The organism is Marinobacter sp. AN1 (assembly GCF_026013985.1).
In the GTDB taxonomy this organism is placed as follows: Bacteria; Pseudomonadota; Gammaproteobacteria; order Pseudomonadales; family Oleiphilaceae; genus Marinobacter; species Marinobacter segnicrescens.
Genome location: NZ_CP110342.1, coordinates 3,201,231 through 3,226,313, shown reverse-complemented (window position 1 = coordinate 3,226,313; position 25,083 = coordinate 3,201,231). Strand labels below are relative to the sequence as shown.

Here is a 25,083-nt window from a genome sequence, read left to right as displayed (position 1 = left end):
GTGCATTCGTATCGGCCCCGGACTTGCCTGACGGCGGCTGAGTGGGGCCTAATGGCCGACTGTATGGTCTGAACCCCGGAGCCCGCTCGATGCTCAGTTATCTCCATGAATTCCACGCCGGTAACTTTGCCGATGTTCACAAGCATGCGTCCCTGATCCTCACGCTTGCCATGATGCAGGCCAAGCCTTCGGCAATCGCCGGCTTTGACACCCATGCGGGCAGCGCGATGTACGACCTGGCCGGTGAACGGGCAAAAAAGACTGGTGAGGCGGAGAGTGGCATCCAGCAGGTCTGGAAACTTCGCCACCGGCTGCAGTCATCGGACTGGTCACCCATGCTGGCGGAACTGGCAAGGCTGAATCCGGGCGAAGGACAACTGTCCCGGTATCCCGGGTCACCGGCATGGTTCGACTGCCTGCAACGGGAGCAGGATTCCCTGACAGCTTTCGAGCTGCATTCCGGCGAGTCCTCGCGACTGCAGGATTGGGCACGGGGGCACCGGGTGACAGTGCAGGCAGGGGATGGCCTGGAGGGGCTGCTGCGTGCACTGCCGCCCAAGGCGCCCCGTTTGCTGGTGCTGGTCGACCCGTCCTATGAAATCAAGGAGGACTATCAGCGGGTAGCGAAGACATTGGCGCAGGCCTGGACCCGTTGCCGCCATGGTGTGTTCCTGGTCTGGTACCCCATGCTCACCAGCGGACAGCACCGAGTGCTTCCAGAGCAGCTTGTGCGCCTGGGTATTCGAAAGACCTGGCACAGTGAGCTGGTACTCAGGCAGCCACCGGAACGCGGCATGACTGGTTCAGGTATGGTGATAATCAACCCGCCCTGGGGCTTCAGTGACCGCTTCGGTGCCATGATGGCCGAAGTATCGGGAGACCAGGGGCTGAACGCCGACCATAAGCAAACCTGGCTGGTTCCTGAGTAAGGCCGAAAAAGCGCGGGGCCTTATGGTTTTATTGCGGGGTCTGGTGCGGAGGCTTCTTCCTGCCCTGCACTTCGCTCAGCTTCACTTAGCCGTTGTATCCGCCCCAGGATTTGCGCCCCCCGTTTCCCGGCCTGCGCCCGGTAGGCGTCGACTGCGGGTCCGGTAGCCTCGTGAAAGCCGGTCCTCTGCTGCTCGTTGAGTGAATGAATGCGGATACGTCCGGATTCACGGAGTTGTTGAAGGCTGCGCTGGTTGTATTCCTGCTGAATCGCATCGATAAACTCCGGCATGCCTTTAATTGCTCCATGGAGCCACTCACGATGAGTGGTGTCGAGGTCCTGATACCACTCGCGATTGCTGACTACGCTGGCGACAAAGCGGGTCGCTGCTGGCAGGGTCATGTGGGACTGAAACTCTTGGAATTGCATTTCGGCGATGGCAAAGGCCGGATTACTCTGCCCATCTACCTGGCCAAGTTGCAAGGCTTCATGCACTTCGCCGTAGGGCAGGGCGACAGGGTCAGCCCCCCAGGCTTCAAAAACAGCGTTGTGCATGGGAGCCGTCATGGTTCGCATGCGCAGTCCGGAGAAGTCCCCGGGTTCAAGTAGCGGCTGGTTGGCGGTCCACGCTATCCAGCCCTCCGGAACCAGTGACATCAACTGTAACCCGGCACTCGCCCAGGCCTGTTCCAGCAAGGAGCCCAGCTCCGGGTCAGACAGGATGGTGCGCGTGGCCTGGTCATCTTCCGGAAACAGGTAAGGCAACAGGAACACACCGGCCTCGGGAACTTTATCAGCTACATGCCCGGGTGATGCAAAGGCCAGGTGAACCCGGCCGTCCCTCACCAGGCCGGTCAGGTGGGGCGAGTTTCCAATGGAACCGTAGGGATATATTTCCACCTGTACCTGGCCGTCGGAAAGTTCCTGTATCCGGCGACGGAACTCCTGTGCCCAGGCGTCCTGAACGCTGCCACCGACTTCTTCCAGTGCGAACCGCCAGGTCTCCGGTTCCGGGTCTCCCGGGAGCAAGCCAGTCATTACTTCATCGTTGTCGCTGCAGGCACCCAGGAACAGGCTGCTGGCCAGTATCACCATCAGTGACCGGGTGGGTACGGCTGTCATCGGATCGTTATCTCCGTCGGGGCTCGGATCGTGCAGTACAGGTTATCCCAGGAGGCTGTACGGAGGAAATCCTCGCGAAAGACAACGTCGTTGTTCGAGCAAAAAAGCCCCGCTCAGGGGCGGGGCAAAATCTGGCAGGAACTTCTGCGTTTGCGCATCGGGTTGCTTGCCAGCTTCCTTGTTACATCAGTGCGTCGACCCGGTTACGAACGCTGGGCTCGCTGTTGTATGCGGTAGCGATAGCGTTGTAGGTGGGGATATCGAGGCCGGCGTCCTCGATCACAGAGACCATTTCGTCATTGGCTTCGATCTGCAGCTCCTGGGCTTCTTCCTGGGAGCCGGCGTCTTCGATCTTTGCCATGTATTCATCACGGATGTCGTTGATGCCGCTCTGTGCTTCCACAAACTTGCGCAGCTCGGCGTCGTCAAAGTCGGTTTCAGCTTCGCCGGACGCGGCCGGGTTAGTGTAGGTGCTCTGGTCGGTTTCCGTCGGCTGGCTCTGGGTCTGGGCGTAGACCGCTGGCGCGCCGGCAAGGAGGGCGATGGATACGGTTGCAGATGTGAGAAGCTTTTTCATGGTCAATCTCCTTGGTCATTGAGTGGGGGTTAGCCCGTTTGGGAACATCTTTGTTTGCTGGGCCAGTGACCAGTCAATTCCTGTGCCAGATCGTCATTCTCGTTTATATCGTTTTAAAATCAATTACCTGGGTGCTTCCTATGATGACAGTCGCTTAATCCGGATTGAGGCATATTGCCACATGTGACATCCTTTTGTGGCATTTGCGCATAGGGAGTTCATTCCATGGGGCGACTTCCGGGCAGCGCCCGCGAGGTATTTCACACGGTAAGGCTGACCCTGCTGCTGAGTATCGTGGTCCCCCTGATGCTGGTGGTCGGGGCGGGTATCTTTTTTTCCGTCAGTGCCATCGAAGATAACCTTGACGAACGTTTGCGGGAAGACCTTGAGCTGGTCGCCCGGGCTGCCAGCGGGCCGCTGGCCAGGGCCATGGAAGATGGCAACGATATCGTCCTGGACGACACCCTCAAATCCATTTTCCGGATCGGGCGTGTGTACGGTGCCTCAGTGTTCGATGCAGACGGGTTGCAGGTTGCCAGTCTCGGTGTGGCAGATACCAGCATCCGTTCCAGTCGCAGTGCCAACCAGGTTATCCAGAGTGGTGAGCGGGGTGGCACGTTTCGCCGGGTGGACGGAGTGTCGGTGTTCTCCCAGTTTACCCCGCTGATTGCCGAAAACGGCCGTATCAACGGCCTTTTGCAGGTCACCCGCAAACGCAGCGACTTTCACCGGCTGGTAGCGTCGGCAAGGGTCTGGGCGGTGGCGCTGTGGTGTGCGGTGCTGGTCGTGGTCAGCCTGGTAGTGGTGTTGGGGCACTATGGCGCAGTGGGCCGTTACGTCAGCCGGCTGGTGGCTGCCATGCAGGGGATGGGGCCCGGCAACTGGCCGATCTACTCACGTGCATCTGGCCCCCGTGAAATCCGGCAGCTCCATGAAGGACTTCGGGACCTCGGTGATCGCATGGCCAGGGCGGAGGAGGAAATCCGTGAACGGGTCGCCCGGGAACGAGAACTCGGTGAGCAGCTGGAGTACCAGGAAAAAGTTGCCATGATCGGCCGTGTTGCCGGTGGCGTCGCCCACGAGCTGGGCGCGCCCCTGAACGTCATCCAGGGTCGTGCATCCATCCTCGCCCGGCAGGGGCTGGGGCCAGACAGTCAGCGACACCTGGATGACATCAACCACCAGGTGCAGCGAATGACGCGGATTATCGAACAGTTGCTGGACTGTTTCCGGCATGTGCCGGATGCACGCCGGCCGGTCGACCTGGCGTCCATGCTGCGGGAACTGGTGACTGGCCTGCGGGAGGATCCTCGCGCCGGAAACGTCCCGGTAACCCTGAATCTGCCGGAGGGTGACGTTTGGGTCAATGCCGAGCCAACCCGGCTGGAACTGGCCTGCCTGAATGTGATCCGCAATGCCTGTGAGGCCGCACGCGGCCAGGTGGTGGTGGCAGTTACCAGGGCTGGTGAGTATTGGGATGTTCAGGTCGATGACGATGGTCCGGGAATTTCCGGGGCGCTTCGGGAGCGTATTTTTGAGCCCTTCTACAGTACACGCCCTGCCGGTGAGGGCACGGGCCTGGGCCTGGCCATGGTGAAGAGTGTTGTCAAGGAACACCAGGGCCGCCTTGTTGTTGCAGACAGCGAACCGGGAGGCTGTCGCATGACCCTGTCCTGGCCCGCCGCTACGCCGCCGTCACCAACCTCTGAGGTAGCTCCATGAAAGCATCGGAAACCCTGCTGCTGATCGAAGATGACGCCAGTCTGCGTACGTTGCTGCAGGAAGAGCTGGCCCTGGACGGGTACCGCATGCTCGTGGCAGCCAACAGTGCAGAGGGTGCTGCGATGGCGCTGGTGGAGGCTCCGGACCTGGTCATCTCCGATCTGCGCCTGCCCGACGGCGATGGCCTGGATGTTCTGCGCAAGCTGCAGGCGGAAGGCCGGGTAGTGCCCTTTGTTATCATCACCGCCTTTGGCACCGTGGACCAGGCCGTAGATGCTTTGCAGGCAGGTGCCGACGATTTCCTGACCAAGCCCTTGTCCACCGAGCATCTGCGTCTGAAGGTGCGACGGTTGCTGGCCCACGCGGCCCTGAGTCATGAGCTGGCTCGCTACCGGTCAGCGTCCGGCGCACCCGCGAACCTGGGCCTGGTGGGTGAAAGTGCCGCCATGGACCGGCTGCGCCGGGAAATTCGCCAGGTTGCGCGTAGCGAGGCCTCCGTGCTGATCAACGGTGAGAGCGGTACTGGCAAGGAGCTCGTCGCCGGCGATCCATCGGGAAAGTGAGCGTAGGGACGGCCCTTTCATTCCGGTGAATTGTGCCGGTATTCCGCCTGAACTGATGGAAAGTGAGTTCTTCGGCCATGAGGCGGGCGCGTTCACCGGCGCCCGCCAGGCGCGCAAGGGCCTGTTTGCCGAGGCCAGTGGTGGCACCCTGCTGCTCGATGAGATCGGAGAGATGCCATTGGCCTTGCAGGCGAAGTTGCTGCGGGTTCTCCAGGAAGGCCAGGTCAAGCCGGTGGGGGCAGAGCGGGAAGAGCCGGTGGATGTCCGCATCGTAGCGGCTACCCATGTAGACCTGATGCAGGCAGTGCGTCAGGGAGAGTTCCGTGAGGACCTGTATTACCGGCTGGAGACGCTGATGCTGACGGTGCCGCCCTTGCGTGAGCGCGGCGATGATGTCGAACTGCTGGCCATGCATTTCCTGCGACAGTCGGCAGACCGGCATCGGCGCGGATTCATGCGTCTCGGGGAGGCGACCCTCAAGACCCTCGCGGACTATCCGTTTCCCGGTAACGTTCGGGAGCTGGCCAGCGCCATGGAGCGGGCGGTGACGTTCTGTGATGGTGAAGTGGTGCAGCCGGAACACCTGCCGGCCCGCATTCGCAAGCGCCAGGCCAGTCTCCCGGGCCAGGGCTGGCCCGGAGTGGCCGGTGGGATACAGGAAGAGCCTACGGCCAGCTGGCCAACCCTCGAAACGCTACAACAACAATACGTCCGCCAGGTGATGGACCGGGTGGATGGAAACAAGCGGCGAGCCGCCCAGATACTCGGGATCAATCGACGGACGCTGTACCGATGGCTGGAACAGCAGGACGAAGCAGGATGAAAGACCAGCGGCTGGCCATGTGGTCCGGGCTTGGGGCGGTATTGTTGTGGTCGACGGTGGCCACCGCGTTCAAGCTGACCCTGGATTATTACACACCGTTGCAGATGCTGTTGATCGCATGCCTGGCATCTGTGGGTGTGCTCGCGGTGCTGCTCGCCGGCCAGGGCCAACTGCGTGCTGCATTCCGGTTGCCAGCCAGGCAGTATGTGCAGTCGCTGGGACTGGGGTTAATCAACCCGTGCATCTATTACCTGCTCCTGTTCGGTGCCTTTGATCGCTTGCCCGCCCAGGAAGCCCAGCCGATCAATTACACCTGGGCGCTGGTGCTGGCCTATCTGTCCGTACCGTTCCTGGGGCACCGGTTGAAAGGTACCGACATACTGGCCGGCCTGGTGTGTTATTCCGGAGTCGTAGTGATTGCTACCAGGGGTAACCTTGCTGACCTCGCTTTCTCGGATCCGCTCGGGGTAACCCTGGCCATCGGCAGCACCCTGGTCTGGGCGAGCTACTGGATCCTGGCGACCCGCGACCGGCGGGATCCGCTCACCGGCCTGTTTCTGAACTTCCTGTTCGGACTGCCGTTCATCGTGGCACTGACCTGGTGGCAGGATGGCCTGCCGCCGCTTGCCAGTGGTGGGTTTATCGGCAGCCTGTACGTGGGGTTGTTCGAGATGGGGTTGGCGTTCGTGCTCTGGTCCCGGGCCATGAAGCTGGCTACCAATACTGCCCGCGTCAGCAACCTGATCTTTATCTCGCCTTTCCTGTCGCTGGTATTTATCTACTTCATCGTTGGAGAGGTCATACTGGCGTCCACCTGGGCCGGGCTGGTGTTGATCGTGGCCGGGCTCTGGTTTCAGCAGCTGGGCGCTCGCAGAGGCGCTACGGAGCCGGCCCATGGCTGACTGGCACCTGTACATCATCCGCACAGCCGGCAATACGCTCTACACCGGCGTGACCACAGACGTAAATCGCCGCTTTACCGAGCACTGTAGCGGGGGACCACGCTGTGCACGGAGTCTGCGTGGGCGGGGACCGCTGGAGCTGGTGTTCAGCCAGGCGGTGGGCAACCGCTCCCGTGCCCTCAGGCTCGAATGGTATGTCAAGCGCTGGCCCCGTCGATACAAGGACGAACTGATCTCGGGGCATCGGGGGCTGGAGCTGTAAAATTGGCACCCGGTCACGTAAAAAACCCGTAAATTCCGTAACAAAGGCCGGCCACCGAGCCGAGTATGTTATTCTGCCGATACCGTAAGACGGCCGTTCGGGCCCCAGAAGACATCTGACAACAGGCGCATAGACCTACTGTGTACTGGAAAAGCGACAAGATCGGCGTTCCGGAGTGGGAAAGTGATGTGGTCCGGGAGGCCTTGCCGGCCTTCGCACCCGATGATGCCCATAGTCTGGGTGAAGACATGAAGGCCTACTGTCGCTTCTACGGACTGGATCTTTGGGTGGAGTACCCGGAAGTGCGTTACACGCCAGGACTGGTGGAAGCCGGGGGCCATTCAGTGGCAGTGCACTTCTATCGTCAGCCGGCAGGTGAGGGTACCAAGGGCACCGTCTTTATCCTCCATGGCTATTTCGACCATGTGGGGTTGTACAGCCAGCTGATTGAGCGTTGCCTGGGCGCCGGTTACGACGTGCTCGCCTGGGATCAGCCCGGTCATGGCCTGTCCAGTGGCACACCTGCGGCCATCGGCAGTTTCATGGAATACCAGGCGGTGCTGAGTGACCTGCTGGCGCAGGTTCGCAGGCATGCCACCAAGCCCTGGTACGCGGTCGGGCAGAGTACCGGTGGTGGCATACTCATCGATTATCTGCTATCCAACCACCATAACCGGGAAACGTCGGCGTTCACTGCCGTTGTTCTCCTGGCACCACTGGTACGTCCGTTTGGCTGGCTGGGTGCGCGGGCATTGCATACAGTGGCCCGGCCATTTCTGAGGCGCTGGAAGCGGGCGTTCTCCGAAAACAGTGCCAATGCGCGCTTCCTGAAATTCCTGCGCGAGCATGACCCCCTGCAGGCCCGGGCAGTCCATGTGGACTGGGTCAGTGCCTTGCGCCAATGGGTGCCTCACATTGAATCGGCCCGACCAGTAGATTTCCCGGTCACGGTCATCCAGGGTGAAAAAGACCGTACCGTCGACTGGCGGCATAACCTGCGGATTATCAGGAACAAATTTGCGTCTGTGGAGGAACTCAAACTCCGCGACGGTCGTCATCATCTGGTGAACGAAGCACAGGATTTACAGGCCGCCGTGTTCAACGGCATCGTTGATGCCTTTGACCGCGCCTGGGAGGCGCACAGGGCGGCCCCGCACAAAAAACGGTTAACAAAACAGGAGACCTGACCGTGAAAAAGACTCTGATCGCATTTTCCGTGGCTGCATTCGGCCTGTCCGGCTGTATGACCTATGACCCGTACACCGGCGAAGAGAAAGTTTCCAGCGCGACCAAGGGTAGCATCATTGGTGCTATCGGTGGTGCAGCTGTAGGGGCGGCGACGTCCAGCAGCAGTGATCGCGGCAAGGGCGCCCTTATTGGCGCGGCCGGCGGTGCCGCCGTTGGTGGCGGTATCGGTTACTACATGGACCGCCAGGAAGCCCAGCTGCGACAGAAACTGGAAGGTACCGGCGTCCGGGTTGTTCGTAATGGCGATCAGATTGAGCTGGTTATGCCGGGCAACATCACGTTCGATACAGACCAGGCTACTATTCGTTCCTCATTCACCGGCGTACTGGAGTCGGTTGGCCTGGTACTGAAGGAATTTGACAAGACGATCATCCAGATCGACGGCCATACCGACAGCACCGGCTCCGACAGCTACAACCAGCTGCTGTCCGAGCGTCGTGCCAGCTCGGTCCGTGACTTCCTGCTGAATCAGGGCATCGCCCCGGCCCGTACCCGTGCGACCGGCTACGGCGAGCGTTACCCGGTCGCGAGCAACGACACGCCGGCCGGCCGCGAGCAGAACCGCCGCGTAGAGCTGACACTGGTGCCGATGCAGCAGTAAGCGTTAGCGAAAGCGCAGTTTGGCGGGCTTTTACTGCTCGCCATTAAAAAGGGGTGCCACAGGGCACCCCTTTTTGATTGCATGGCGCCTGCTCAGAAGAGTACGCGACAGCGAATCGTGCCCTTAACCTTGCGCAGCTTTTCCAACGCCAGCTCGCCGTAGGCCTTGTCCACGTCGATCACCACATAGCCAATCTCTTCTTTGGTCTGCAGGTACTGGCCACAAATGTTGATGCCGTTCTCGGAGAACACCTGGTTGATCTCGGACATGACCCCTGGCACGTTCTCGTGGATATGCAGCAGGCGGTGCTGATTCGGGTGCGACGGTAGGGCCACTTCCGGGAAGTTGACGGAAGAGACCGAGGTGCCGTTGTCGCTGTACATGGCCAGCTTTTCCGCTACTTCCTTGCCGATGTTTTCCTGGGCCTCGATGGTGGAACCACCAATGTGAGGGGTCAGGATAACGTTGTCGAATTCCCGCAGGGGTGAAACGAATTCCTCGTCGTTGGACTTGGGCTCAACCGGGAACACGTCGATGGCCGCGCCCAACAACTTGCCGCTGCGAACCGCTTCCGCCAGGGCCTCGATGTCCACGACGGTGCCGCGGGAAGCGTTCATCAGGATGCTGCCCGGCTTCATCTGGGCGAACTGCTCCGGACCAAACATGTAACGGGTGGACGGCGTCTCGGGTACATGCAGGCTGACCACGTCAGCCAGGTTCAGCAGCTCCTTGAGAGAGCCTACCTGTTTGGCGTTGCCGATGGGCAGTTTGGACACCACGTCATAGAAATAGACGTCCATGCCCAGGCCCTCTGCCAGCACCGAGAACTGGGTACCGATGTTGCCATAACCAATGATGCCCAGCTTCTTGCCGCGAATCTCGTAGCTATTCTTCGCGGTTTTCTGCCAGCCACCCCGGTGTGCCTCGGCGTTCTTTTCGGGGATGCCGCGCAGCAACAGGATGGCCTGGGCCAGCACCAGTTCCGCCACGCTGCGGGTGTTGGAGAAAGGCGCATTAAATACGGCTACGCCGCGACGGGTCGCCGCCTGCAGGTCGACCTGGTTGGTACCAATACAGAAACAGCCCACCGCAACCAGCTTTTTCGCGGCTTCGAATACATTCTCCGTGAGCTGTGTGCGGGAGCGGATGCCGATAAAGTGCGCGTCGGCGATCTTCTCGATCAGCTCTTCTTCCCCGAGGGAGTGGGTCAGGTATTCGATATTGGTGTAGCCCGCGGCGTTCAGGGTGTCCAGTGCAGACTGGTGAACACCTTCGAGCAACAGGATGCGGATCTTGCTCTTCTCAAGAGACGTTTCTGACATGGGTAAGCTTCCAGACCTTCTATTGCGTGGTATGAAGCGCCGGATTTCCGGGCTCCCTGGACCAGAAAATACCTGTGTCCGCGGTTGTGCAGGTACCACTGCACAGCCCCGGTGCCGGGCCTTCCGTTGCCGGTACGGGCTCGGGCTCACAGAACAGGGGCGGTATGATACCATAACCGCAGATTTTCACAGCCGGCCCGTTCACCTGAGTCAACTGGCATTCCGGTGTTCCGGCCTCCTGTCTGGCCCGTTTGAGAGATCCTGTAAACCATGAATCCGGAACAGATTATCGCTGCCCTGAAAAAACTGGTGGACGACGGCAAGGTGCTGACCGATCCCGCCGACCTGGACGCCTACGGCAAGGACTGGACGAAACAGTACGCGCCCCGGCCACTGGCGATCCTGCTGCCAAAAACCACCGAACAGGTGCAGGCCATTGTGAAGTTCGCCAACGAGAACCAGGTTGCCCTGGTGCCCTCCGGTGGCCGCACCGGCCTCAGTGCCGGCGCCGTCGCAGCCAATGGCGAGGTGGTTGTCGCCTTCGATAACATGAACCAGATCCTCGACTTCAACGCCAGTGACCGCACCGTGCGTTGCCAGGCCGGCGTGGTCACCGAACAGCTGCAATCCTTCGCCGAGGATAACGGCCTCTTCTATCCGGTGGACTTTGCCTCCGCCGGCTCCAGCCAGCTGGGGGGCAACCTGTCCACCAATGCCGGCGGAATCAAGGTGATCCGTTATGGCATGAGCCGTGACTGGGTGGCTGGCCTGAAAGTCGTCACCGGCAAGGGCGATATCCTCGAGCTGAACCTCGACCTGGAAAAGAACAACACCGGTTATGATCTGCGTCACCTGTTTATCGGTGCCGAGGGTACACTCGGGTTTATCACCGAAGCGACCATGAAGCTTACCCGTCAGCCCACCAACCTGACCGTGATGGTTCTGGGCCTGGCCGACCTGACCAACACCATGGATGTGCTGCAAACCTTCCTCAAGAACATCGATCTGACCGCCTACGAGTTCTTCTCCCACCAGGCCATGCAGCACGTACTGGCCCACGGCCAGGTACAGGCGCCGTTTGCCGCCGAAGCGCCTTACTACGCGCTGCTGGAATTCGAGGCGGTGTCTGACCAGGTGATGGAAGATGCCATGGCCCTGTTCGAGCAGTGCGTGGAGAACGGCTGGGTGCTCGATGGCGTGATCAGTCAGAGCGAAACCCAGGCCAACAACCTGTGGCAACTGCGGGAGCGGATCTCGGAGTCCATCGCGCCGCGCACCCCTTACAAGAATGATATTTCGGTGGTGGTTTCGAGGGTGCCGGAATTCCTCACCGAGATCGATCAGGTGGTCACCGAGCACTATCCCGACTTCGAGATTATCTGGTTCGGCCATATCGGCGATGGCAACCTGCACCTGAATATCCTCAAGCCGGAGGACATGGCGAAGGAAGAGTTCTTCGACAAGTGCCAGCAGGTGAACAAGTGGGTGTTCGATATTGTACAGCGTCACCGGGGCAGCGTATCTGCCGAGCATGGGGTGGGGCTGGTGAAGAAAGACTATTTGCAGTACACCCGCAGCCCGGTGGAAATCGAGTATCTGCGCGGTATCAAGCGGGTTTTCGATCCCAATGGCATTATGAATCCCGGGAAGATATTCGATATCGGGGGTTGATTTGAAAGATCATGTGGTTGTTCTGACCGGCGCCGGAATCAGCGCTGAAAGCGGCCTTTCCACCTTCCGGGATGCCGGCGGCCTGTGGGAGCGTCATCGCATTGAAGACGTGGCCACGCCGGAAGCCTTTGCCCGCAACCCGGAACTGGTGCTCGATTTCTATAATCAGCGCCGGCGGCAGCTGGCGGACGTGGAACCCAATGCGGCCCACCGGGCCCTGGCCGAGCTGGAGCAGACCCACCGGGTGACAGTGATTACCCAGAACGTTGATGACCTCCATGAACGGGCGGGGTCGACCAATGTGGTTCACCTTCACGGCGAACTCACCAAGGTTCGCAGTTCTGAGAATCCCGAGCTGGTCTACGAGCGGGGCTACGACGAAATCCACCTTGGCGACACCTGCGAACAGGGCACGCAACTGCGGCCCCATGTGGTGTGGTTTGGTGAGGCCGTTCCCATGATCGAGAAGGCCGCAGAAATCGTACCGCTGGCCGATCATTTGCTGATTGTCGGAACCTCACTCCTGGTCTATCCGGCGGCCGGGCTGGTGGAACTGGTAGACTTTGACGTACCGGTCACGGTGATCGACCCCGGTGAGGTGCCGGCCATGACCCGGGCGCAGGTATTTCGTGAACCCGCCAGTGTCGGTGTACCCCGCTGGGTACAGGCACTATTGGCGCGTTAACCCGCCGGATTTGATGGTTTTTTAGTCAGGCCTGCGGGTGCCTGCGCGCCTGCAGGTATGCTGGTCTTCATGGCCGGACTATTAAACATTGTTAGCGCCGCTCCTTGACCCCCCTTTCCTTCGCTAGACTGGCAGGCAGCTACCGTCATGCTGACGGTTGATTCAGCCATGGATCCTTATAGGGGGCTGTCATGAAAACCACCATGCACGTGTCCGGTGAGGTCGTTGATCACAAGCTCGCGGCTGAGTGTGGCACCGAGACCGAGGCCGAAAAGGTTGCTGAAGACCTGTGTCGGTCGACCAGTCTCAGCCGGGACCAGATCCGCATCATACGTCCCGACGACGCCCATCAGGGAAGCGGTCTCGAGCCCGAAGACCGGGGTATCTGGCGCACTGCTGTTCGTGCACACCTGTGGTTCGGGCTGGCTGGCATGGCCGGCGGACTGGTGTTGTTCCTGGTGCTGGCGGCGTCCGGTATTCCCTTCATTGCCCAGAATGCGATGTGGGCCAGTACGTTGTTTGTGGCCTTTGGTGGCGTGGCGGGACTGTTGCTCGGGGGGCTTTTTACTCTGCGCCCGGATCACACGATTTACGTCTCCCGGGCGAGGTCAGCCCTTCGCAAGGGGCGCTTCGTGGTATCCGTCCATGCCCGCGGACGGGAGCAGTTGACCGAGGCGAAGCGCTACCTGGATGCACGACACATCCACACGGTGCAAAGTTTCTAGCCTCCTGTCTGAACCGGCGTATTGATGGCTATTCCGGTTCACCGGAAGGGCTCATTCAGTGATCTTTGAGGTAGCTGTCCAGGTGCTTGCGAAAGGCTGCCTGCACGCCCAATTGCCGCAGTATCCAGTAGTGCCCTGCCACCATGCGATCAATAAACATGCTGTCCACGGCGGGCTGCAATCGGTCCAGGTAGCGGAACACGGTATGGGTGTGGGCAGCGATTTGCCGGTGCAGGTCTGACCGACCAAAATCGTAGGGCTCGTCTCCCGCGAAGGGTTCAATCAACAGGTTGCGCCACATGGCATAATAGTCCGGGCTGATGGCCGGTTTCTCGGCTACCCTTGCGCCCAGGTTCACCAGGTGCTGATCCAGGGCCTCATAATCCTCCTCAAGTGCGGCAATCAGTGCCTGTCGATAATGGGCGACCACCGCCGGTTTGAGGGATTTTACACAGCCGAAATCGTAGAGAATCAGGGTGCCATCCGGCCGGAAAGCAAAGTTGCCGGCGTGCGGGTCACCATGAATGCACTGGAAGTCGAACAGCTCATCCGCCATGGTGATGAAAAGCCGCTCGCCCAGCAGGTTGATTGTCTTCTGGTCATACCGGTCTGGCGCTACCTGGCTGACATGGTCGCCCTCGGCAAGTTCCATGGTGAGAATGTGCCGGGTGGAGTGGCTATCGATCACCCGGGGAATGAGCACCCAGGGGTGACGCTCATGATAGGCCCGGAACCGGCGGATGTTGGCGGCTTCATTCTCGTAATCCAGTTCCTCCTTGAGCCGGATCCGTATTTCCTCAAACAGTCGGTCAGCGCTCTCTTTTGGCATTCGTAGTAGTCCGCCCAGGCGCAACGCCATGCGCAACTGTTTCAGGTCGGAATCACAGGATTCATCCACCCCGGGGTATTGCACCTTGACGATGACTTCGGTGCCATCCTTCAGACGCGCCTTGTGGACCTGGCCAATGGATGCCGCTGCGTAGGGCTCTGCCTGCAGGTCACCAAAGAGTTCGGCCACCGGCGCACCCAGTTCTGCCTCGATCTGCTGGCGGATGATATCGAAGGGCATGGGTGGGGCTTCTTTCTGCAGGCGCTGCAGCGCTTCGGAAAATTCCCGCGGCAGGAAGTCCTGGGTCTGGGAGGCCACCTGGCCCACCTTCATCACGGCACCCTTGAGTTCACCCAGGGTGTCCACGATCTCATCGGCCATACGGGCATACTGGAGGGAGCGCTCCTCATCGGATTCGCGACCAAGGAACTGCCGGGCACGGGAACCGGCAAACTGGCCGGCCACCGAGGCGGTCATGCCGGCCAGTTTGAAAAAGCGTCCGCGACGGGATGTGACGGGTTTCTTGGCCATGCCTGAGGTCGAATACCTGCGAAGTGTAGGCCGATTACTCTACGCTGGTTTGAACCTGAAACCTACCGTCCAGTTCCAGCGTCAGTTGCTGGCCGCTTTGCAGGGTGCCTACACCGGCTGGGGTGCCGGTGAGCACCACGTCCCCCGGTTGCAGGGTAAAGGTTTCGGAGATATGGGCGAGTAACGCCAGTACCGGGGTGATCATATCGCCGGTATGGCCCGCCTGGCGCTGTTCACCGTCAACGGTGAGGGAGAATCGCAGGTTCTCCAGGTCGTCATCGCTGCGCAGGGGCACGAAGCCGGACAGGGGGCAGGCGCCGTCAAACGCCTTGGCCCGCTCCCAGGGGTGGCCCTTTGCCTTGAGCTCGGACTGGAGGTCCCTCAGGGTAAGGTCCAGGGCCAGGCCAATCCCGGCGATGGCGCCCCGGGCCTGCTGCTGGCTTGCCCCGGTGAGAGTCTGGCCCACCAGAATCGCCAGCTCGGTTTCAAAGTGCACGTCGCTCCGGCCATGAGGCAAACGGATCGGGTCGGTCAGTGGTGCAAGGGCACTGGCTGGTTTGAGGAATAGCAGGGGTTGTTCCGGCACCGGGTTATTGAGCTCGGCCGCGTGGGCCGCATAGTTCCGCCCGACGCAGACGATTTTACCCGGTGGCCACTCGACCTTGCTGCCATCCTGCCATTGATGCTGGTAAGCCATGACGCCCTCCGGACTCAGTCGCCCTCGAATTCGCAGACAGTATAAACGCTCAGACCCTCGTCCCGTAGCTTGCGGGAACCACCCAGGTCCGGCAGGTCGATCATGGCGGAGACTTCGACAATCTCCGCGCCGATCTGGCGGATAAGGCGACTGGCCGCCAGCATGGTCCCACCGGTGGCAATCAGGTCATCCACCAGCACCACCTTGTCGCCAGGGCGGAAGGCATCCTTGTGAAGCTCCACCGACGCAGTGCCGTATTCCAGTTCGTAGTCTTCCACCAGGGTGTCGAAGGGCAGCTTGCCCTTCTTGCGCACCAGCACCAGCCCGGCGTTGAGCTCATAGGCCAGTGGTGAGCCGATGATGAAGCCGCGGGCGTCAATGGCCGCGATGGCGTCGATCTTCTGGTCATGATAGCGGTGCACGAATGCGTCCACCAGTTTGCGAAAGGCCGTGCGGTCCTGAAGAACGGTGGTGATATCCCGGAAGGATACTCCGGGTTTGGGCCAGTCCGGCACGGTGCGGATAGCTTTCTTGATGCTGTCGGCGAAATAGTCCATGGGAGGTCTCCGGCGCCTTCAGGCGTCGAGGAAGATGAATTTGAGTACGAAGACAATGGCAATCAGCACAACACTGGGGTTCAGGTGCGACCAGCGCCCGCTCAGGGCCTTGAGAGCGGCGTGAGTGATGAAGCCCGCGGCAATGCCATCGGCGATGGAGAACGTCAGCGGCATCATCAGCGCGGTTACCACGGCCGGTGCCGCGTCGGTTACATCATCCCAGTCGATCAGCTTGAGGCCACCGGTCATCAGTACGGCCACATAGAGCAGGGCGGGGGCGGTGGCGTAGGGTGGAATAATGGCCGCGATGGGGGAGAACAACAGGCAGGCGAGGAAAAGCAGTGCAACGACGACAGCGGTCAGGCCGGTACGCCCGCCTGCCGCAATACCGGCAGTGGATTCCACGTAACTGGTCGTGGTGGATGTACCCAGGGCAGCACCGGACATGGTGGCGACGGAGTCGGACATCAGCGCCCGGCCCAGGCGGGGCAGCTTGCCGTCCTTGTCCAGCAGTCCGCCCCGCTGTGCGGCGCCGATCAAGGTGCCGGAGGTGTCAAACAGGTCGACGAACAGGAATGCAAAGATGACCGAGATCATACCCACGTTCAGGGCTCCGGCGATATCCAGTTGCATCAGGGTGGGCGCCAGGCTGGGCGGTGCGGACACCAGGCCATCAAACTCGACCATTCCCAGCAGCATGGCCACAACGGTAACGACCAGGATGCCAATCATGACCGCGCCGGTGACATTGCGGTAAGCCATGGCACAGATGCCCACAAACCCGGCAAAGAACAGGATAGCCTCGGCGGTTTTGATTTCGCCCATACTGACCAGGGTGGCGGGGTTGTCCACCACGATGCCCGCGTTCTTGAAGGCGATAAAGGCCAGGAAGAAACCGATGCCGGCGGAAATGCCGAACCGCAGTGAGAGAGGAATGCTGTTTATGATCCACTCCCGCACCTTGAAGATGCTGAGCAGGAAGAAGATCAGGCCGGACAGGAATACTGCCCCCAGGGCCACCTGCCAGCTGTAGCCCATGCTGCCCACCACCGTGAACGAGAAGAAGGCGTTGAGCCCCATGCCGGGTGCCAGGGCAATTGGGTAATTGGCCCAGAGTCCCATGATCAGGGTGCCGATAACCGCGGCGATGCAGGTGGCTACGAAGACTGCACCAAAGTCCATGCCAGTGTTCGACAGGATGGACGGGTTGACCACCACGATGTAGGCCATGGTCAGGAAGGTGGTGATGCCGGCAATCACTTCACGCTTGACGGTGGTGCCGTGGGCCTGCAACTGGAACAACTTTTCGAGCATGGGGGCAGCCTCGATGCGGACAGGATTTGATCAATGGTTAAGGGGGCGCAATGATACCTCAGGATAGCCTGTCAGGCCACGGAGGGCGTCAATGCGGTGGGGTCAGTGGGGGTCCCGCTGGAGCCGGATGTCAAAGCGTACGGCGGCCATCCTGACAATAACGATAAACAGTAATCCGATGGTCAGCGCCAGGGTCTCGCTTTCCAGCAGCCACTGACAGACAAAGTAAAGCCAGCAGCCGGCAAAGGAAATCGAGGCGTAGATCTGGTCTTTCCTGAAAATGAACGGCACTTCGTTACACAGGGTGTCCCGCAGGGCACCGCCGAAGGTTCCGGTCATTACGCCCAATAGCGCTGCGATGAACCAGGAGTGCCCGAGGTCGAGGGCGAGCTGGGCGCCCAGGATCGAAAAAATGCCCAGCCCGATGGCATCAGGGAACACGATACGGGATTCATGGATACGCTTGCCCAGGCCGGCGTAGCTGAATACCACAGCCATGGCGAGGATCAGGATGGGCTGTTCCTGGTGCTTGATCCAGTACAGCGGATGGTTATCCATCATCAGATCCCGCAGGGTACCGCCGCCAAGGGCGGTGACAAACCCGATGGTAAAGACCCCCACCGGGTCCATGTTTTTCTGCTGCGCGGCAATCATGCCGGAAATGGCAAAGGCAATAACACCGATCATTTCCAGGACGTAGATGATATCGGGCATAGACGCGGTCAGGCAGGCTTGGATGAAGCGCGCAGGATAGCGGATTTCAGGTCAGGAATCATCTGGGGTTAAGGCGGCTTGTGGTTCCGGAATGATCCGGTTGGCCCTGAAAGCTGTAATCAATACGGATGTGTCCTTCATTCTCCAGGAGTAGATCGATGTCCCTGATCCGATTGGCCTATGCCAGTGAGGCCACTTTCAGCCCCAGCCCCGTCCACTCAGGGGTCGAGCCCCACGTGGCCAGGATCCTGCTGGCCTCCCGTCGCAATAATGCCCGGCAGGCGGTAGTTGGTGGGCTTTATTACGGCAATAATCGCTTCTTCCAATACCTGGAGGGTGAAGAGGAAGCGGTCAACGCCGTCTATGACCGCATTCGCCAGGATGAACGTCACCAGGGCGTGACAACCCTGCTGGAAGAGCCCCTCAAGCAACGCACATTCGATAACTGGTCCATGAAGTATGTGCCGCTGGCCGATGACGTACAGCGTATGTTGCAGCGTCATGGCCTCGCCAGCTTTGAGCCTGACCGGTTTGACCGAAACCTGTGTGAAGAAATGATCTCGGTTATCCGGGACAGTAACGGGGTGGAGCGGGTGATCAGCGACCAGGCACGCCCGCAGGGCGCCAATGACGGGCTATTCACCCCCGGTATCCGCAAGGGCCTGGTGCTGGCGGGCGCCACATTGGTGGCTGCATTGCTGGTGGGCGGCACGCTGTTGCTTCCCTGATCCGGGTAACGCCGTAAAAACCGCCAGCGGTCAGGGTCGGATCAATCGTGATGATGCTCAGCCATAAGCTATCTTTATTTGATTCATGACCACTGTCGGGTTAGCTTGATCCGTTATCCATATCAACCAACAACATCCATACGCGGATAAAGGATCGGAGCAGCAACATGCGTGCAATTCTCTGCAAGGAATACGGCCCGGCGGAAAAGCTGGTCATTGAGGACATTCAATGTCCGGAACCCACGGGCAACCAGGTCAAGGTCAAGGTCAAGGCCGCGGGCCTGAATTTCCCGGATACCCTTATCATTGAAGGCAAGTACCAGATCAAGCCGGAAATGCCCTTCTCTCCCGGCGGTGAAATGGCCGGTGAGGTTATTGCCGTGGGCGACAAGGTGACCCGTTTCAAGGTCGGCGACCGGGTGATCGGCATGACCGGTTACGGCGCCTTCGCGGAAGAGATGCTGGTGGAAGAAAACCGCCTGCTGCCGTTGGCGGAAGGCATGAGCGACGAGGAAGGGGCCGCCTTCACCATGGTTTATGGCACCTCCTACCACGCCCTCAAACAGCGGGCCAACATCCAGCCGGGTGAGAGCCTGTTGGTGCTGGGCGCCAGCGGTGGCGTTGGCCTGGCAGCGGTTGAGCTGGGCAAGGCCATGGGCGCCCACGTGATCGCTGCGGCCAGTACCGACGCCAAGCTCCAGGTGGCCAAGGAAGCGGGAGCGGACGAGCTGCTTAACTACAGCAACACCGACAAGCCCCTGAAGGATGTTATCAAGGAGATGACCGGCGGCAAGGGTGTGGATGTTATCTACGACCCGGTAGGCGGTGACTTCACCGAGCAGGCCCTGCGCGCCATGGCCTGGAACGGTCGCCACCTGGTCATCGGGTTCGCCGCCGGTGAGATCCCTAAGATCCCTGCCAACCTCACCTTGCTGAAGAGCTGCTCGGTTGTCGGTGTGTTCTGGGGCGCCTTTACCCAGAAAGAGCCGCAGAACCATGTGCAGAACATGAAAGAGCTCTTCCAGATGCATAGCGAAGGCAAGATCAAGCCGAAAGTCAGTGAAGTCTTTGCCTTTGAAGATTACGTCAAGGCGCTGGCTGCGCTGTCCGGCCGGACCGCCACAGGCAAGGTGGTGCTGAAAGTCAGCGACTGAGGTCCTGTCGCCGATTCAGACCTGACTTTCCCAGAGACGGGGTGCCCACAGGGCGCCCCGTTTCTCATTTCATGTCATCCCTTCCTGCTATGATCGTCGTAACAATCACTGCTGTGCCCATAAAGGAGCTGGCTTAACACGGGTTATATCCCTGCGCCCGGATATGTGCCACGCTCTGTCGATCGTCCGCCTGAACCTTCGGGCCAATGGTTATCGAAAAGGTAAATATGACTGACAGGAAACGGGTTTTGCCTGGCAAATTGTTATCTTCATCCGTTGGTATTGCGCTATTGCTGACCGGTTGTGGTGGGGGAGGAGGCTCCTCGGATGACGATGCTGGCGTCAGAGGCACTATCGAGATTGCCGCTGGTACCCGGGTAGACGGGGATTACGCCGATCTTTGGGCGGCTTCTGACGAAAGCTGGCCGAGTGGTAGCCGTGATACGGTTTCAGTGCCCGTGCCCTCAACCACCGGCGGCTATCTCAGCGACCGTAGCGATACCTACGCGAATGGGCTTGGGTACCCCCTGGACCAGGAAGACAGCTATGCGGTTTCCCTGGTGGAGGGGGATCGCTACTTCCTTCAGTGTTTTTCCGCCACCGGAGCCGATGCCGACACCCTGAAGGCATCTCTGGTACTGAACCTGGATGGAAATCGTATCGAGATCGAAGATGCCTGCGGCGGGGGCGCTTCGGTGAATGCTTCCGGCAGTGCTACCTTCACGATTTCCGCCAATGATGGCGGCCCCTTCCGGTATGTGTTATCTATCGCGCCGAAAACCTCTCTGTCCGCGCTGGATGTGAGCTGGCCAGAGCCGCCGCTGCAGGTGGATCAAGCTATCGTCAGCGGCTCTGCAGCTGTGGCCAATACTCTGTCTTCCTCCGGTTTGCGGGCCAGTTCCGTCATGGAACTGGAGCGCGCCATCGGGCCGGATACCTGGCAAGTGCGGCGTAAACCCGGTGTTAGTGCGCTGTCGAGTGTATCCGATGGGGGCAAAGATGCACGGGCCGAGACCATTGAATGGATCCGGGAAATGCGGGAGGAATTTGGCCTGAAGGCTGAGCCGAATTATCGTTTCACTTTGGCTTCGGTCAGCCCAGAAACTAATGATTACTTTCGTGATCCGGATTTTTGGAATCTCGATCAAATAAATATTGTTGAGGCATGGGGGCTCAGTGGTGGTAGCTGGGGCCAGGGCGTCGGCGTCGCAGTCATGGACACAGGCATGTTCACCACCACGCCGGACAGTTACAGCAACTGGCACGAGGACCTGGTCAATAACGTGGTGAATGAGGGGGGTATCCTGGATTTCGTCAAACCCGACTATGACGTGGATGGCCAGGAAGGGCCTGACGGGGTTCCGGGAACACCGGTGACCCCCGACAACCCTGAAGCTACCAGCTTCCATGGTACCCATGTGGCCGGCATCATTGCGGCAGAGGATAACTCCGTCGGCACCGTAGGCATTGCCCACCAGGCGACCATTCTTCCCTACCGGGTTCTCGGGGTGGGGCCCTTGGGTGGCGAGGACGGTACCGGGGCGGTTGACGACCTGATTGCTGCAATCAACAGCATTGTTGATGATCGTAATGATGTTGATGTGATCAATCTGAGTCTAGGTGGTCTGCCGCCAGTCGTTGATCTGCAGGTGGCCACTGACCGGGCCAACAGTAATGGTATCCTGGTGGTGGCCGCTGGCGGTAACAGCGGCGATGCCTCTGCGGTCTACCCGGCGGCAAACCGTCGGGTGGTAGGCGTGGGGGCCACCACCCGGGGTGGTGAACTGGCCAGTTACTCCAACTATGGCCAGTCAGTCGACCTGCTCGCACCTGGTGGCGCACTGAACGATGGTATCGTTAATGCCTATGGCCAAGTCTCCGCCACGGGTTCGCTGTCCGATAGCTACGCCTACCTTGCCGGGTCATCCATGGCGGCACCCCACGTTGCCGGTGTCTATGCGTTGATGAAGGGAGTGTCGGACTCACTGACCGCGTCACAGTTCCGCGCCCAGCTGATTGCCGGGCTTCTTACAAATGATTCGGAATTGAGCGACTATACGCTTTACGGGGCGGGGCTGCTGGATGCGAGAGAGGCGGTGACCAATGTCACGGCATTCCCGACCGTGGTCTCGGCCTGGCCCCGGGTAGTGGAACTCAGTCCGTCCGGTACTGAGCGCAGGGTTCTGATGGAGGTGCTGAAGCAATCTTCTGCGGCTGATCCCCTCGTGAGCGGCTCGCCCGATATACCCGGTGCATTTACGCTGACCGATGACGATGGCAACCCGATAAACGTCAATGACGAGATACCCGAGGCGGTGCGCATCAGTGTGGACTCGAGTGCGGTGCCCGATGACCGACCCCTGGTGGAGGAAATACTCATCCCCTACAGCAATGGTACGGACAGCTTCGATCTCAGGATCCCGGCGTATGTACAGGCGGCCGATACCTCCGGAGATCGCGATGCCGGCCGTCACTATGTCCTGTTGCTGGATGCCAACGATTTTGGCTCGAGTCGTTCCCGCCAGGTACTGGCCAGCTACAACGATGGCCGGTATAGCTACGCTATCGACGATATGGTGCCCGGCGACTATATACTGGTGGCGGGAACGGACCTGGACAACAACGGAATCATCTGTGAGAACGGTGAGGCCTGTGCGGAGTATCCCGAGACAGGTAGCCGGCAGGTAATTTCCATTGGTGACCAGGACCTGCAACTGGATATGACGACCAGTTTCCAGCGGCCAACCATCGCCGAGATGGGACTGCCGCGATACGGCTTCCGGGGCTATCCGGTTCCCGGTCACCAGGCCGGGACGCGGCCAGACCGGTCGCTGGGTGAGTAACTGACGAAACGGGGAGATGACGGCATGATTCACTGGTTACGAGTGAAAGGCCTGACAGCATCAATACTGGTGATTGCCACCACCCTGACGGCCTGCGCCGGAAGTCGGGACCAGGGTGCAGCCGATGGCCCCACAGCACGCCAGGTCACTGCCGCCAGCCAGTGCGGGTTCACAGAACCGGGCCTGCTCTATATGGATTCCCGCCAGCGGCTGGAGGAAGTGACCGGTGCACGGGGCATGAACCTCACAGCAATGGAGGATCATGATTTCACTAATGAGCACTTACTGCTGGTGGCTGCCGGGCGCAAGCCCACAGGCGGCTATGGCGTAGCGCTTGATAGCAGTCGGCTGGAGGGTGGTGTCCTGAAGCTGACCATGACGCTGCGTACTCCCTCCCCGGACCAGATGGTTACCCAGGCGCTGACCAGCCCCTGTGCCGTGGTGGCGGTCATTGCGGAAGGCTGGGAAACGGTCCATGTGACCGGCCCGGGCCTGCCGGATCTTTCCCTGGAGCGATGAGCAGGGTGGCAACTCGTCAGTGATTGCATTGATCAGACGGTGAGCCACACCGCAAACCGGCAAACGGCGACGTTGATCTTTGCCTCAGATTCCCTAAGCTATGGGCTCACACGTCCCAGCACATCCGGAGCTGTACCCTTCCTATGAGCCAGAAAACCTATAACGCCGACTCCATTGAAGTCCTCAGCGGCCTGGACCCGGTGCGCAAGCGCCCGGGGATGTACACCGACACCAGCCGGCCCAACCATCTGGCCCAGGAAGTGATTGACAACAGTGTGGACGAGGCCCTCGCCGGCCACGCCCGGCGAATGGATGTGGTGCTGTACGCTGACGGCTCCCTGTCCGTAGAGGATGACGGCCGGGGTATGCCGGTGGACATCCACAAGGAAGAGGGGCTGCCGGGGGTGGAACTGATTCTCAGCCGGCTTCATGCCGGGGGCAAGTTCTCACAGGGTAACTACAACTTTTCCGGTGGTCTCCACGGGGTTGGCGTCTCCGTGGTCAATGCGCTATCCACGCACCTGGAAGTGGCCATCAAACGGGACGGCAACCTCTACCGAATGACCTTTGCCGATGGCGAGAAGGCCTCGGAACTGCAGGTGGTAGACACTGTTGGCAAACGCAACACCGGTACCCGCCTGCACTTCATGCCGGATCCGAAATACTTTGACTCTCCGAAGTTCTCGGTTACCCGCCTGCGCCACAACCTCCGCGCCAAGGCGGTGCTGTGTCCCGGCCTGACGGTTACCTTTACCCAGGAGCAGACCGGCGAGAAAGACGAGTGGTACTACGAGGATGGCTTGCGGGATTACCTGCGCAGCGAGCTGGCCCAGGTGGAAGCGGTACCGCTGGAGCCCTTTACAGGGCGTTTCGCCGGTAACAGCGAAGAAGTGGACTGGGCCGTACAGTGGCTGCCGGAAGGGGGGGAGTCCGTCACCGAGAGCTACGTCAACCTGATCCCCACGGTGCAGGGTGGTACCCATGTCAATGGTTTCCGCACCGGTCTGCTGGAGGCCATGCGGGAATTCTGCGAGTTCCGTAACCTGCTGCCCCGGGGCGTCAAGCTGACCCCGGAGGATATCTGGGAGCGCTGCGCCTACGTGCTGTCATTCAAGATGCAGGATCCGCAATTCTCCGGCCAGACCAAGGAGCGGCTCTCTTCCCGGGAAGCGGCGGCGTTTATTTCCGGTGTGGTCAAGGACGCCTTCAGCCTCTGGCTGAACCAGCACACTGACGTGGCCGAGGCCCTGGCGGAGCTGTTTATCAGTAATGCCCAGCGGCGCCTGCGGGCCAGCCGCAAGGTGGCTCGTAAAAAGGTGACGTCCGGGCCGGCGCTGCCGGGTAAGCTGGCGGATTGTTCCGGGGCGGATGCGAGCCGTTCAGAGTTGTTCCTGGTGGAAGGGGACTCCGCCGGTGGCTCAGCCAAGCAGGCCCGTGACCGGGAGTTCCAGGCGGTGATGCCCCTGCGGGGCAAGATCCTGAACACCTGGGAGGTGGACTCGTCCGAGATCCTGGCATCCCAGGAGGTTCACGATATTGCGGTGGCGATCGGGGTTGACCCGGGGTCCAACGAACTGTCCGGGCTGCGTTACAACAAGGTCTGCATCCTGGCGGATGCCGACTCTGACGGCCTCCATATTGCCACCTTGCTGTGCGCACTCTTTGTTCGCCATTTCCGCCCGGTGGTGGACGCCGGCCATGTGTTTGTGGCCATGCCGCCCCTGTACCGGGTGGATCTGGGCAAGGAAACCTTCTATGCACTGGATGAGCACGAAAAACAGGGCATTATCGACCGGCTGGCGGCGGAGAAACGCAAGGGCAAGGTCCAGGTCACCCGTTTCAAGGGCCTCGGCGAGATGAATCCCTTGCAGTTGAGGGAAACCACCATGGCACCAGACACCCGTCGCCTGGTGATGCTGACCCTGGAAGAAGGGGACGACACGATAGAGCGAATGGATATGCTGCTCGGCAAGAAGCGGGCCGGGGATCGCCGCACCTGGCTTGAGGCCTATGGCAACATGGCCGACGTTGCAGTCTGACGTCGGC

24 protein-coding genes are annotated in these 25,083 nt (G+C 60.3%); 16 read left to right on the top strand and 8 right to left on the bottom strand.

What is annotated here, in order from left to right; all coding sequences use genetic code 11:
* Window positions 1-89: 89 nt before the first annotated feature.
* Window positions 90-929 (top strand): 23S rRNA (adenine(2030)-N(6))-methyltransferase RlmJ, encoded by an 840-nt coding sequence (locus LJ360_RS14750; RefSeq protein ID WP_091849798.1) that lies wholly within the window; start codon window positions 90-92, stop codon window positions 927-929.
* Between the two features lie 20 nt (window positions 930-949).
* On the opposite strand, the gene dctP is transcribed toward LJ360_RS14750, so the two are convergent.
* Window positions 950-2,050, bottom strand: a complete 1,101-nt coding sequence (gene dctP, locus LJ360_RS14745) for a TRAP transporter substrate-binding protein DctP (protein WP_091849796.1) — start codon at window positions 2,048-2,050, stop codon at window positions 950-952.
* Window positions 2,051-2,231: 181 nt separating this feature from the next.
* The gene (locus LJ360_RS14740) at window positions 2,232-2,627 is read right to left on the bottom strand and encodes a DUF4168 domain-containing protein (RefSeq protein ID WP_091849794.1); all 396 of its coding nucleotides are present in this window, start codon (window positions 2,625-2,627) and stop codon (window positions 2,232-2,234) included.
* A gap of 225 nt (window positions 2,628-2,852) precedes the next feature.
* Here LJ360_RS14740 and LJ360_RS14735 point away from each other — a divergent pair, with 225 nt between their 5' ends.
* From LJ360_RS14735 to LJ360_RS14705, 7 genes are all read left to right on the top strand, one after another.
* Window positions 2,853-4,349, top strand: a complete 1,497-nt coding sequence (locus LJ360_RS14735; protein ID WP_264994413.1) for a HAMP domain-containing histidine kinase — start codon at window positions 2,853-2,855, stop codon at window positions 4,347-4,349.
* The gene (locus tag LJ360_RS14730; protein ID WP_264994412.1) at window positions 4,346-4,912 is read left to right on the top strand and encodes a sigma-54-dependent transcriptional regulator; all 567 of its coding nucleotides are present in this window, start codon (window positions 4,346-4,348) and stop codon (window positions 4,910-4,912) included. Before LJ360_RS14735 ends, LJ360_RS14730 begins: the two co-directional genes overlap by 4 nt.
* Entirely contained in the window at window positions 4,860-5,735 is an 876-nt protein-coding gene (locus tag LJ360_RS14725) for a sigma-54 dependent transcriptional regulator (protein WP_320108771.1), read from the top strand. The genes LJ360_RS14730 and LJ360_RS14725 overlap by 53 nt, the downstream gene beginning before the upstream one ends.
* Window positions 5,732-6,637: a DMT family transporter gene (locus tag LJ360_RS14720; RefSeq protein ID WP_091849788.1), complete on the top strand. Its 906-nt coding sequence runs from the start codon at window positions 5,732-5,734 to the stop codon at window positions 6,635-6,637. Before LJ360_RS14725 ends, LJ360_RS14720 begins: the two co-directional genes overlap by 4 nt.
* Window positions 6,630-6,899, top strand: coding sequence for a GIY-YIG nuclease family protein (locus LJ360_RS14715; protein ID WP_091849786.1), 270 nt, complete (start codon window positions 6,630-6,632; stop codon window positions 6,897-6,899). Before LJ360_RS14720 ends, LJ360_RS14715 begins: the two co-directional genes overlap by 8 nt.
* Window positions 6,900-7,039: 140 nt before the next feature.
* Window positions 7,040-8,086, top strand: a complete 1,047-nt coding sequence (locus LJ360_RS14710) for an alpha/beta hydrolase (protein ID WP_091849784.1) — start codon at window positions 7,040-7,042, stop codon at window positions 8,084-8,086.
* A gap of 2 nt (window positions 8,087-8,088) precedes the next feature.
* Window positions 8,089-8,748: an OmpA family protein gene (locus LJ360_RS14705; protein WP_091849782.1), complete on the top strand. Its 660-nt coding sequence runs from the start codon at window positions 8,089-8,091 to the stop codon at window positions 8,746-8,748.
* A 92-nt stretch (window positions 8,749-8,840) separates the two neighbouring features.
* Here LJ360_RS14705 and serA read toward each other — a convergent pair whose 3' ends face one another.
* Window positions 8,841-10,070, bottom strand: coding sequence for a phosphoglycerate dehydrogenase (serA, locus tag LJ360_RS14700; RefSeq protein ID WP_091852540.1), 1,230 nt, complete (start codon window positions 10,068-10,070; stop codon window positions 8,841-8,843).
* 270 nt (window positions 10,071-10,340) lie between these two features.
* On the opposite strand from serA, the gene LJ360_RS14695 reads away from it, so the two are divergent.
* The 3 genes from LJ360_RS14695 (at window position 10,341) to LJ360_RS14685 (ending at window position 13,151) form a co-directional block, all read left to right on the top strand.
* Entirely contained in the window at window positions 10,341-11,741 is a 1,401-nt protein-coding gene (locus LJ360_RS14695) for an FAD-binding oxidoreductase (protein ID WP_091852537.1), read from the top strand.
* 1 nt (window position 11,742) lies between these two features.
* Window positions 11,743-12,426: an SIR2 family NAD-dependent protein deacylase gene (locus LJ360_RS14690; RefSeq protein ID WP_091852534.1), complete on the top strand. Its 684-nt coding sequence runs from the start codon at window positions 11,743-11,745 to the stop codon at window positions 12,424-12,426.
* A gap of 191 nt (window positions 12,427-12,617) precedes the next feature.
* Window positions 12,618-13,151 carry a hypothetical protein gene (locus LJ360_RS14685; protein WP_091852531.1) on the top strand — a complete coding sequence of 178 codons (534 nt, stop codon included), beginning with the start codon at window positions 12,618-12,620 and terminating at the stop codon, window positions 13,149-13,151.
* 55 nt (window positions 13,152-13,206) lie between these two features.
* Here the strand turns inward: LJ360_RS14685 and LJ360_RS14680 are convergent, their stop codons facing one another.
* The 5 genes from LJ360_RS14680 to LJ360_RS14660 all read right to left on the bottom strand — a co-directional run bounded on the left by LJ360_RS14680 (window position 13,207) and on the right by LJ360_RS14660 (window position 17,793).
* Window positions 13,207-14,511 (bottom strand): ABC1 kinase family protein, encoded by a 1,305-nt coding sequence (locus LJ360_RS14680; RefSeq protein ID WP_091852528.1) that lies wholly within the window; start codon window positions 14,509-14,511, stop codon window positions 13,207-13,209.
* A 34-nt stretch (window positions 14,512-14,545) separates the two neighbouring features.
* Window positions 14,546-15,208 (bottom strand): fumarylacetoacetate hydrolase family protein, encoded by a 663-nt coding sequence (locus LJ360_RS14675; RefSeq protein WP_091852525.1) that lies wholly within the window; start codon window positions 15,206-15,208, stop codon window positions 14,546-14,548.
* 14 nt (window positions 15,209-15,222) lie between these two features.
* A complete protein-coding gene (locus tag LJ360_RS14670) occupies window positions 15,223-15,765 on the bottom strand; it encodes an adenine phosphoribosyltransferase (RefSeq protein ID WP_091852522.1) in 543 nt (180 codons plus the stop codon).
* A gap of 18 nt (window positions 15,766-15,783) precedes the next feature.
* Entirely contained in the window at window positions 15,784-17,079 is a 1,296-nt protein-coding gene (locus LJ360_RS14665) for an NCS2 family permease (RefSeq protein WP_091852519.1), read from the bottom strand.
* A 102-nt stretch (window positions 17,080-17,181) separates the two neighbouring features.
* Window positions 17,182-17,793: a trimeric intracellular cation channel family protein gene (locus LJ360_RS14660; RefSeq protein ID WP_091852516.1), complete on the bottom strand. Its 612-nt coding sequence runs from the start codon at window positions 17,791-17,793 to the stop codon at window positions 17,182-17,184.
* Between the two features lie 158 nt (window positions 17,794-17,951).
* Here LJ360_RS14660 and LJ360_RS14655 point away from each other — a divergent pair, with 158 nt between their 5' ends.
* The 5 genes from LJ360_RS14655 (at window position 17,952) to parE (ending at window position 25,076) form a co-directional block, all read left to right on the top strand.
* Window positions 17,952-18,521 (top strand): BLUF domain-containing protein, encoded by a 570-nt coding sequence (locus LJ360_RS14655; RefSeq protein ID WP_091852513.1) that lies wholly within the window; start codon window positions 17,952-17,954, stop codon window positions 18,519-18,521.
* A 167-nt stretch (window positions 18,522-18,688) separates the two neighbouring features.
* On the top strand, window positions 18,689-19,675 hold the full coding sequence (locus tag LJ360_RS14650) for an NADPH:quinone oxidoreductase family protein (protein WP_091852510.1): 987 nt from the start codon (window positions 18,689-18,691) through the stop codon (window positions 19,673-19,675).
* Between the two features lie 248 nt (window positions 19,676-19,923).
* The gene (locus LJ360_RS14645) at window positions 19,924-22,518 is read left to right on the top strand and encodes a S8 family serine peptidase (protein WP_177186055.1); all 2,595 of its coding nucleotides are present in this window, start codon (window positions 19,924-19,926) and stop codon (window positions 22,516-22,518) included.
* A 24-nt stretch (window positions 22,519-22,542) separates the two neighbouring features.
* Window positions 22,543-23,037 carry a protease complex subunit PrcB family protein gene (locus LJ360_RS14640; RefSeq protein WP_264994410.1) on the top strand — a complete coding sequence of 165 codons (495 nt, stop codon included), beginning with the start codon at window positions 22,543-22,545 and terminating at the stop codon, window positions 23,035-23,037.
* Between the two features lie 143 nt (window positions 23,038-23,180).
* On the top strand, window positions 23,181-25,076 hold the full coding sequence (parE, locus tag LJ360_RS14635; protein WP_091852501.1) for a DNA topoisomerase IV subunit B: 1,896 nt from the start codon (window positions 23,181-23,183) through the stop codon (window positions 25,074-25,076).
* Window positions 25,077-25,083 lie beyond the last annotated feature (7 nt).

Coding starts and splice junctions, on each gene's coding strand:
- LJ360_RS14655 (WP_091852513.1), top strand. CDS start 17,952: ATGTCCCTGATCCGATTGGCCTATGCCAGTGAGGCCACTTTCAGCCCC.
- LJ360_RS14720 (WP_091849788.1), top strand. CDS start 5,732: ATGAAAGACCAGCGGCTGGCCATGTGGTCCGGGCTTGGGGCGGTATTG.
- LJ360_RS14670 (WP_091852522.1), bottom strand. CDS start 15,765: ATGGACTATTTCGCCGACAGCATCAAGAAAGCTATCCGCACCGTGCCG.
- LJ360_RS14730 (WP_264994412.1), top strand. CDS start 4,346: ATGAAAGCATCGGAAACCCTGCTGCTGATCGAAGATGACGCCAGTCTG.
- LJ360_RS14660 (WP_091852516.1), bottom strand. CDS start 17,793: ATGCCCGATATCATCTACGTCCTGGAAATGATCGGTGTTATTGCCTTT.
- LJ360_RS14740 (WP_091849794.1), bottom strand. CDS start 2,627: ATGAAAAAGCTTCTCACATCTGCAACCGTATCCATCGCCCTCCTTGCC.
- dctP (WP_091849796.1), bottom strand. CDS start 2,050: ATGACAGCCGTACCCACCCGGTCACTGATGGTGATACTGGCCAGCAGC.
- LJ360_RS14735 (WP_264994413.1), top strand. CDS start 2,853: ATGGGGCGACTTCCGGGCAGCGCCCGCGAGGTATTTCACACGGTAAGG.
- LJ360_RS14665 (WP_091852519.1), bottom strand. CDS start 17,079: ATGCTCGAAAAGTTGTTCCAGTTGCAGGCCCACGGCACCACCGTCAAG.
- LJ360_RS14685 (WP_091852531.1), top strand. CDS start 12,618: ATGAAAACCACCATGCACGTGTCCGGTGAGGTCGTTGATCACAAGCTC.
- LJ360_RS14680 (WP_091852528.1), bottom strand. CDS start 14,511: ATGGCCAAGAAACCCGTCACATCCCGTCGCGGACGCTTTTTCAAACTG.
- LJ360_RS14715 (WP_091849786.1), top strand. CDS start 6,630: ATGGCTGACTGGCACCTGTACATCATCCGCACAGCCGGCAATACGCTC.
- parE (WP_091852501.1), top strand. CDS start 23,181: ATGAGCCAGAAAACCTATAACGCCGACTCCATTGAAGTCCTCAGCGGC.
- LJ360_RS14675 (WP_091852525.1), bottom strand. CDS start 15,208: ATGGCTTACCAGCATCAATGGCAGGATGGCAGCAAGGTCGAGTGGCCA.
- serA (WP_091852540.1), bottom strand. CDS start 10,070: ATGTCAGAAACGTCTCTTGAGAAGAGCAAGATCCGCATCCTGTTGCTC.
- LJ360_RS14750 (WP_091849798.1), top strand. CDS start 90: ATGCTCAGTTATCTCCATGAATTCCACGCCGGTAACTTTGCCGATGTT.
- LJ360_RS14640 (WP_264994410.1), top strand. CDS start 22,543: ATGATTCACTGGTTACGAGTGAAAGGCCTGACAGCATCAATACTGGTG.
- LJ360_RS14695 (WP_091852537.1), top strand. CDS start 10,341: ATGAATCCGGAACAGATTATCGCTGCCCTGAAAAAACTGGTGGACGAC.
- LJ360_RS14650 (WP_091852510.1), top strand. CDS start 18,689: ATGCGTGCAATTCTCTGCAAGGAATACGGCCCGGCGGAAAAGCTGGTC.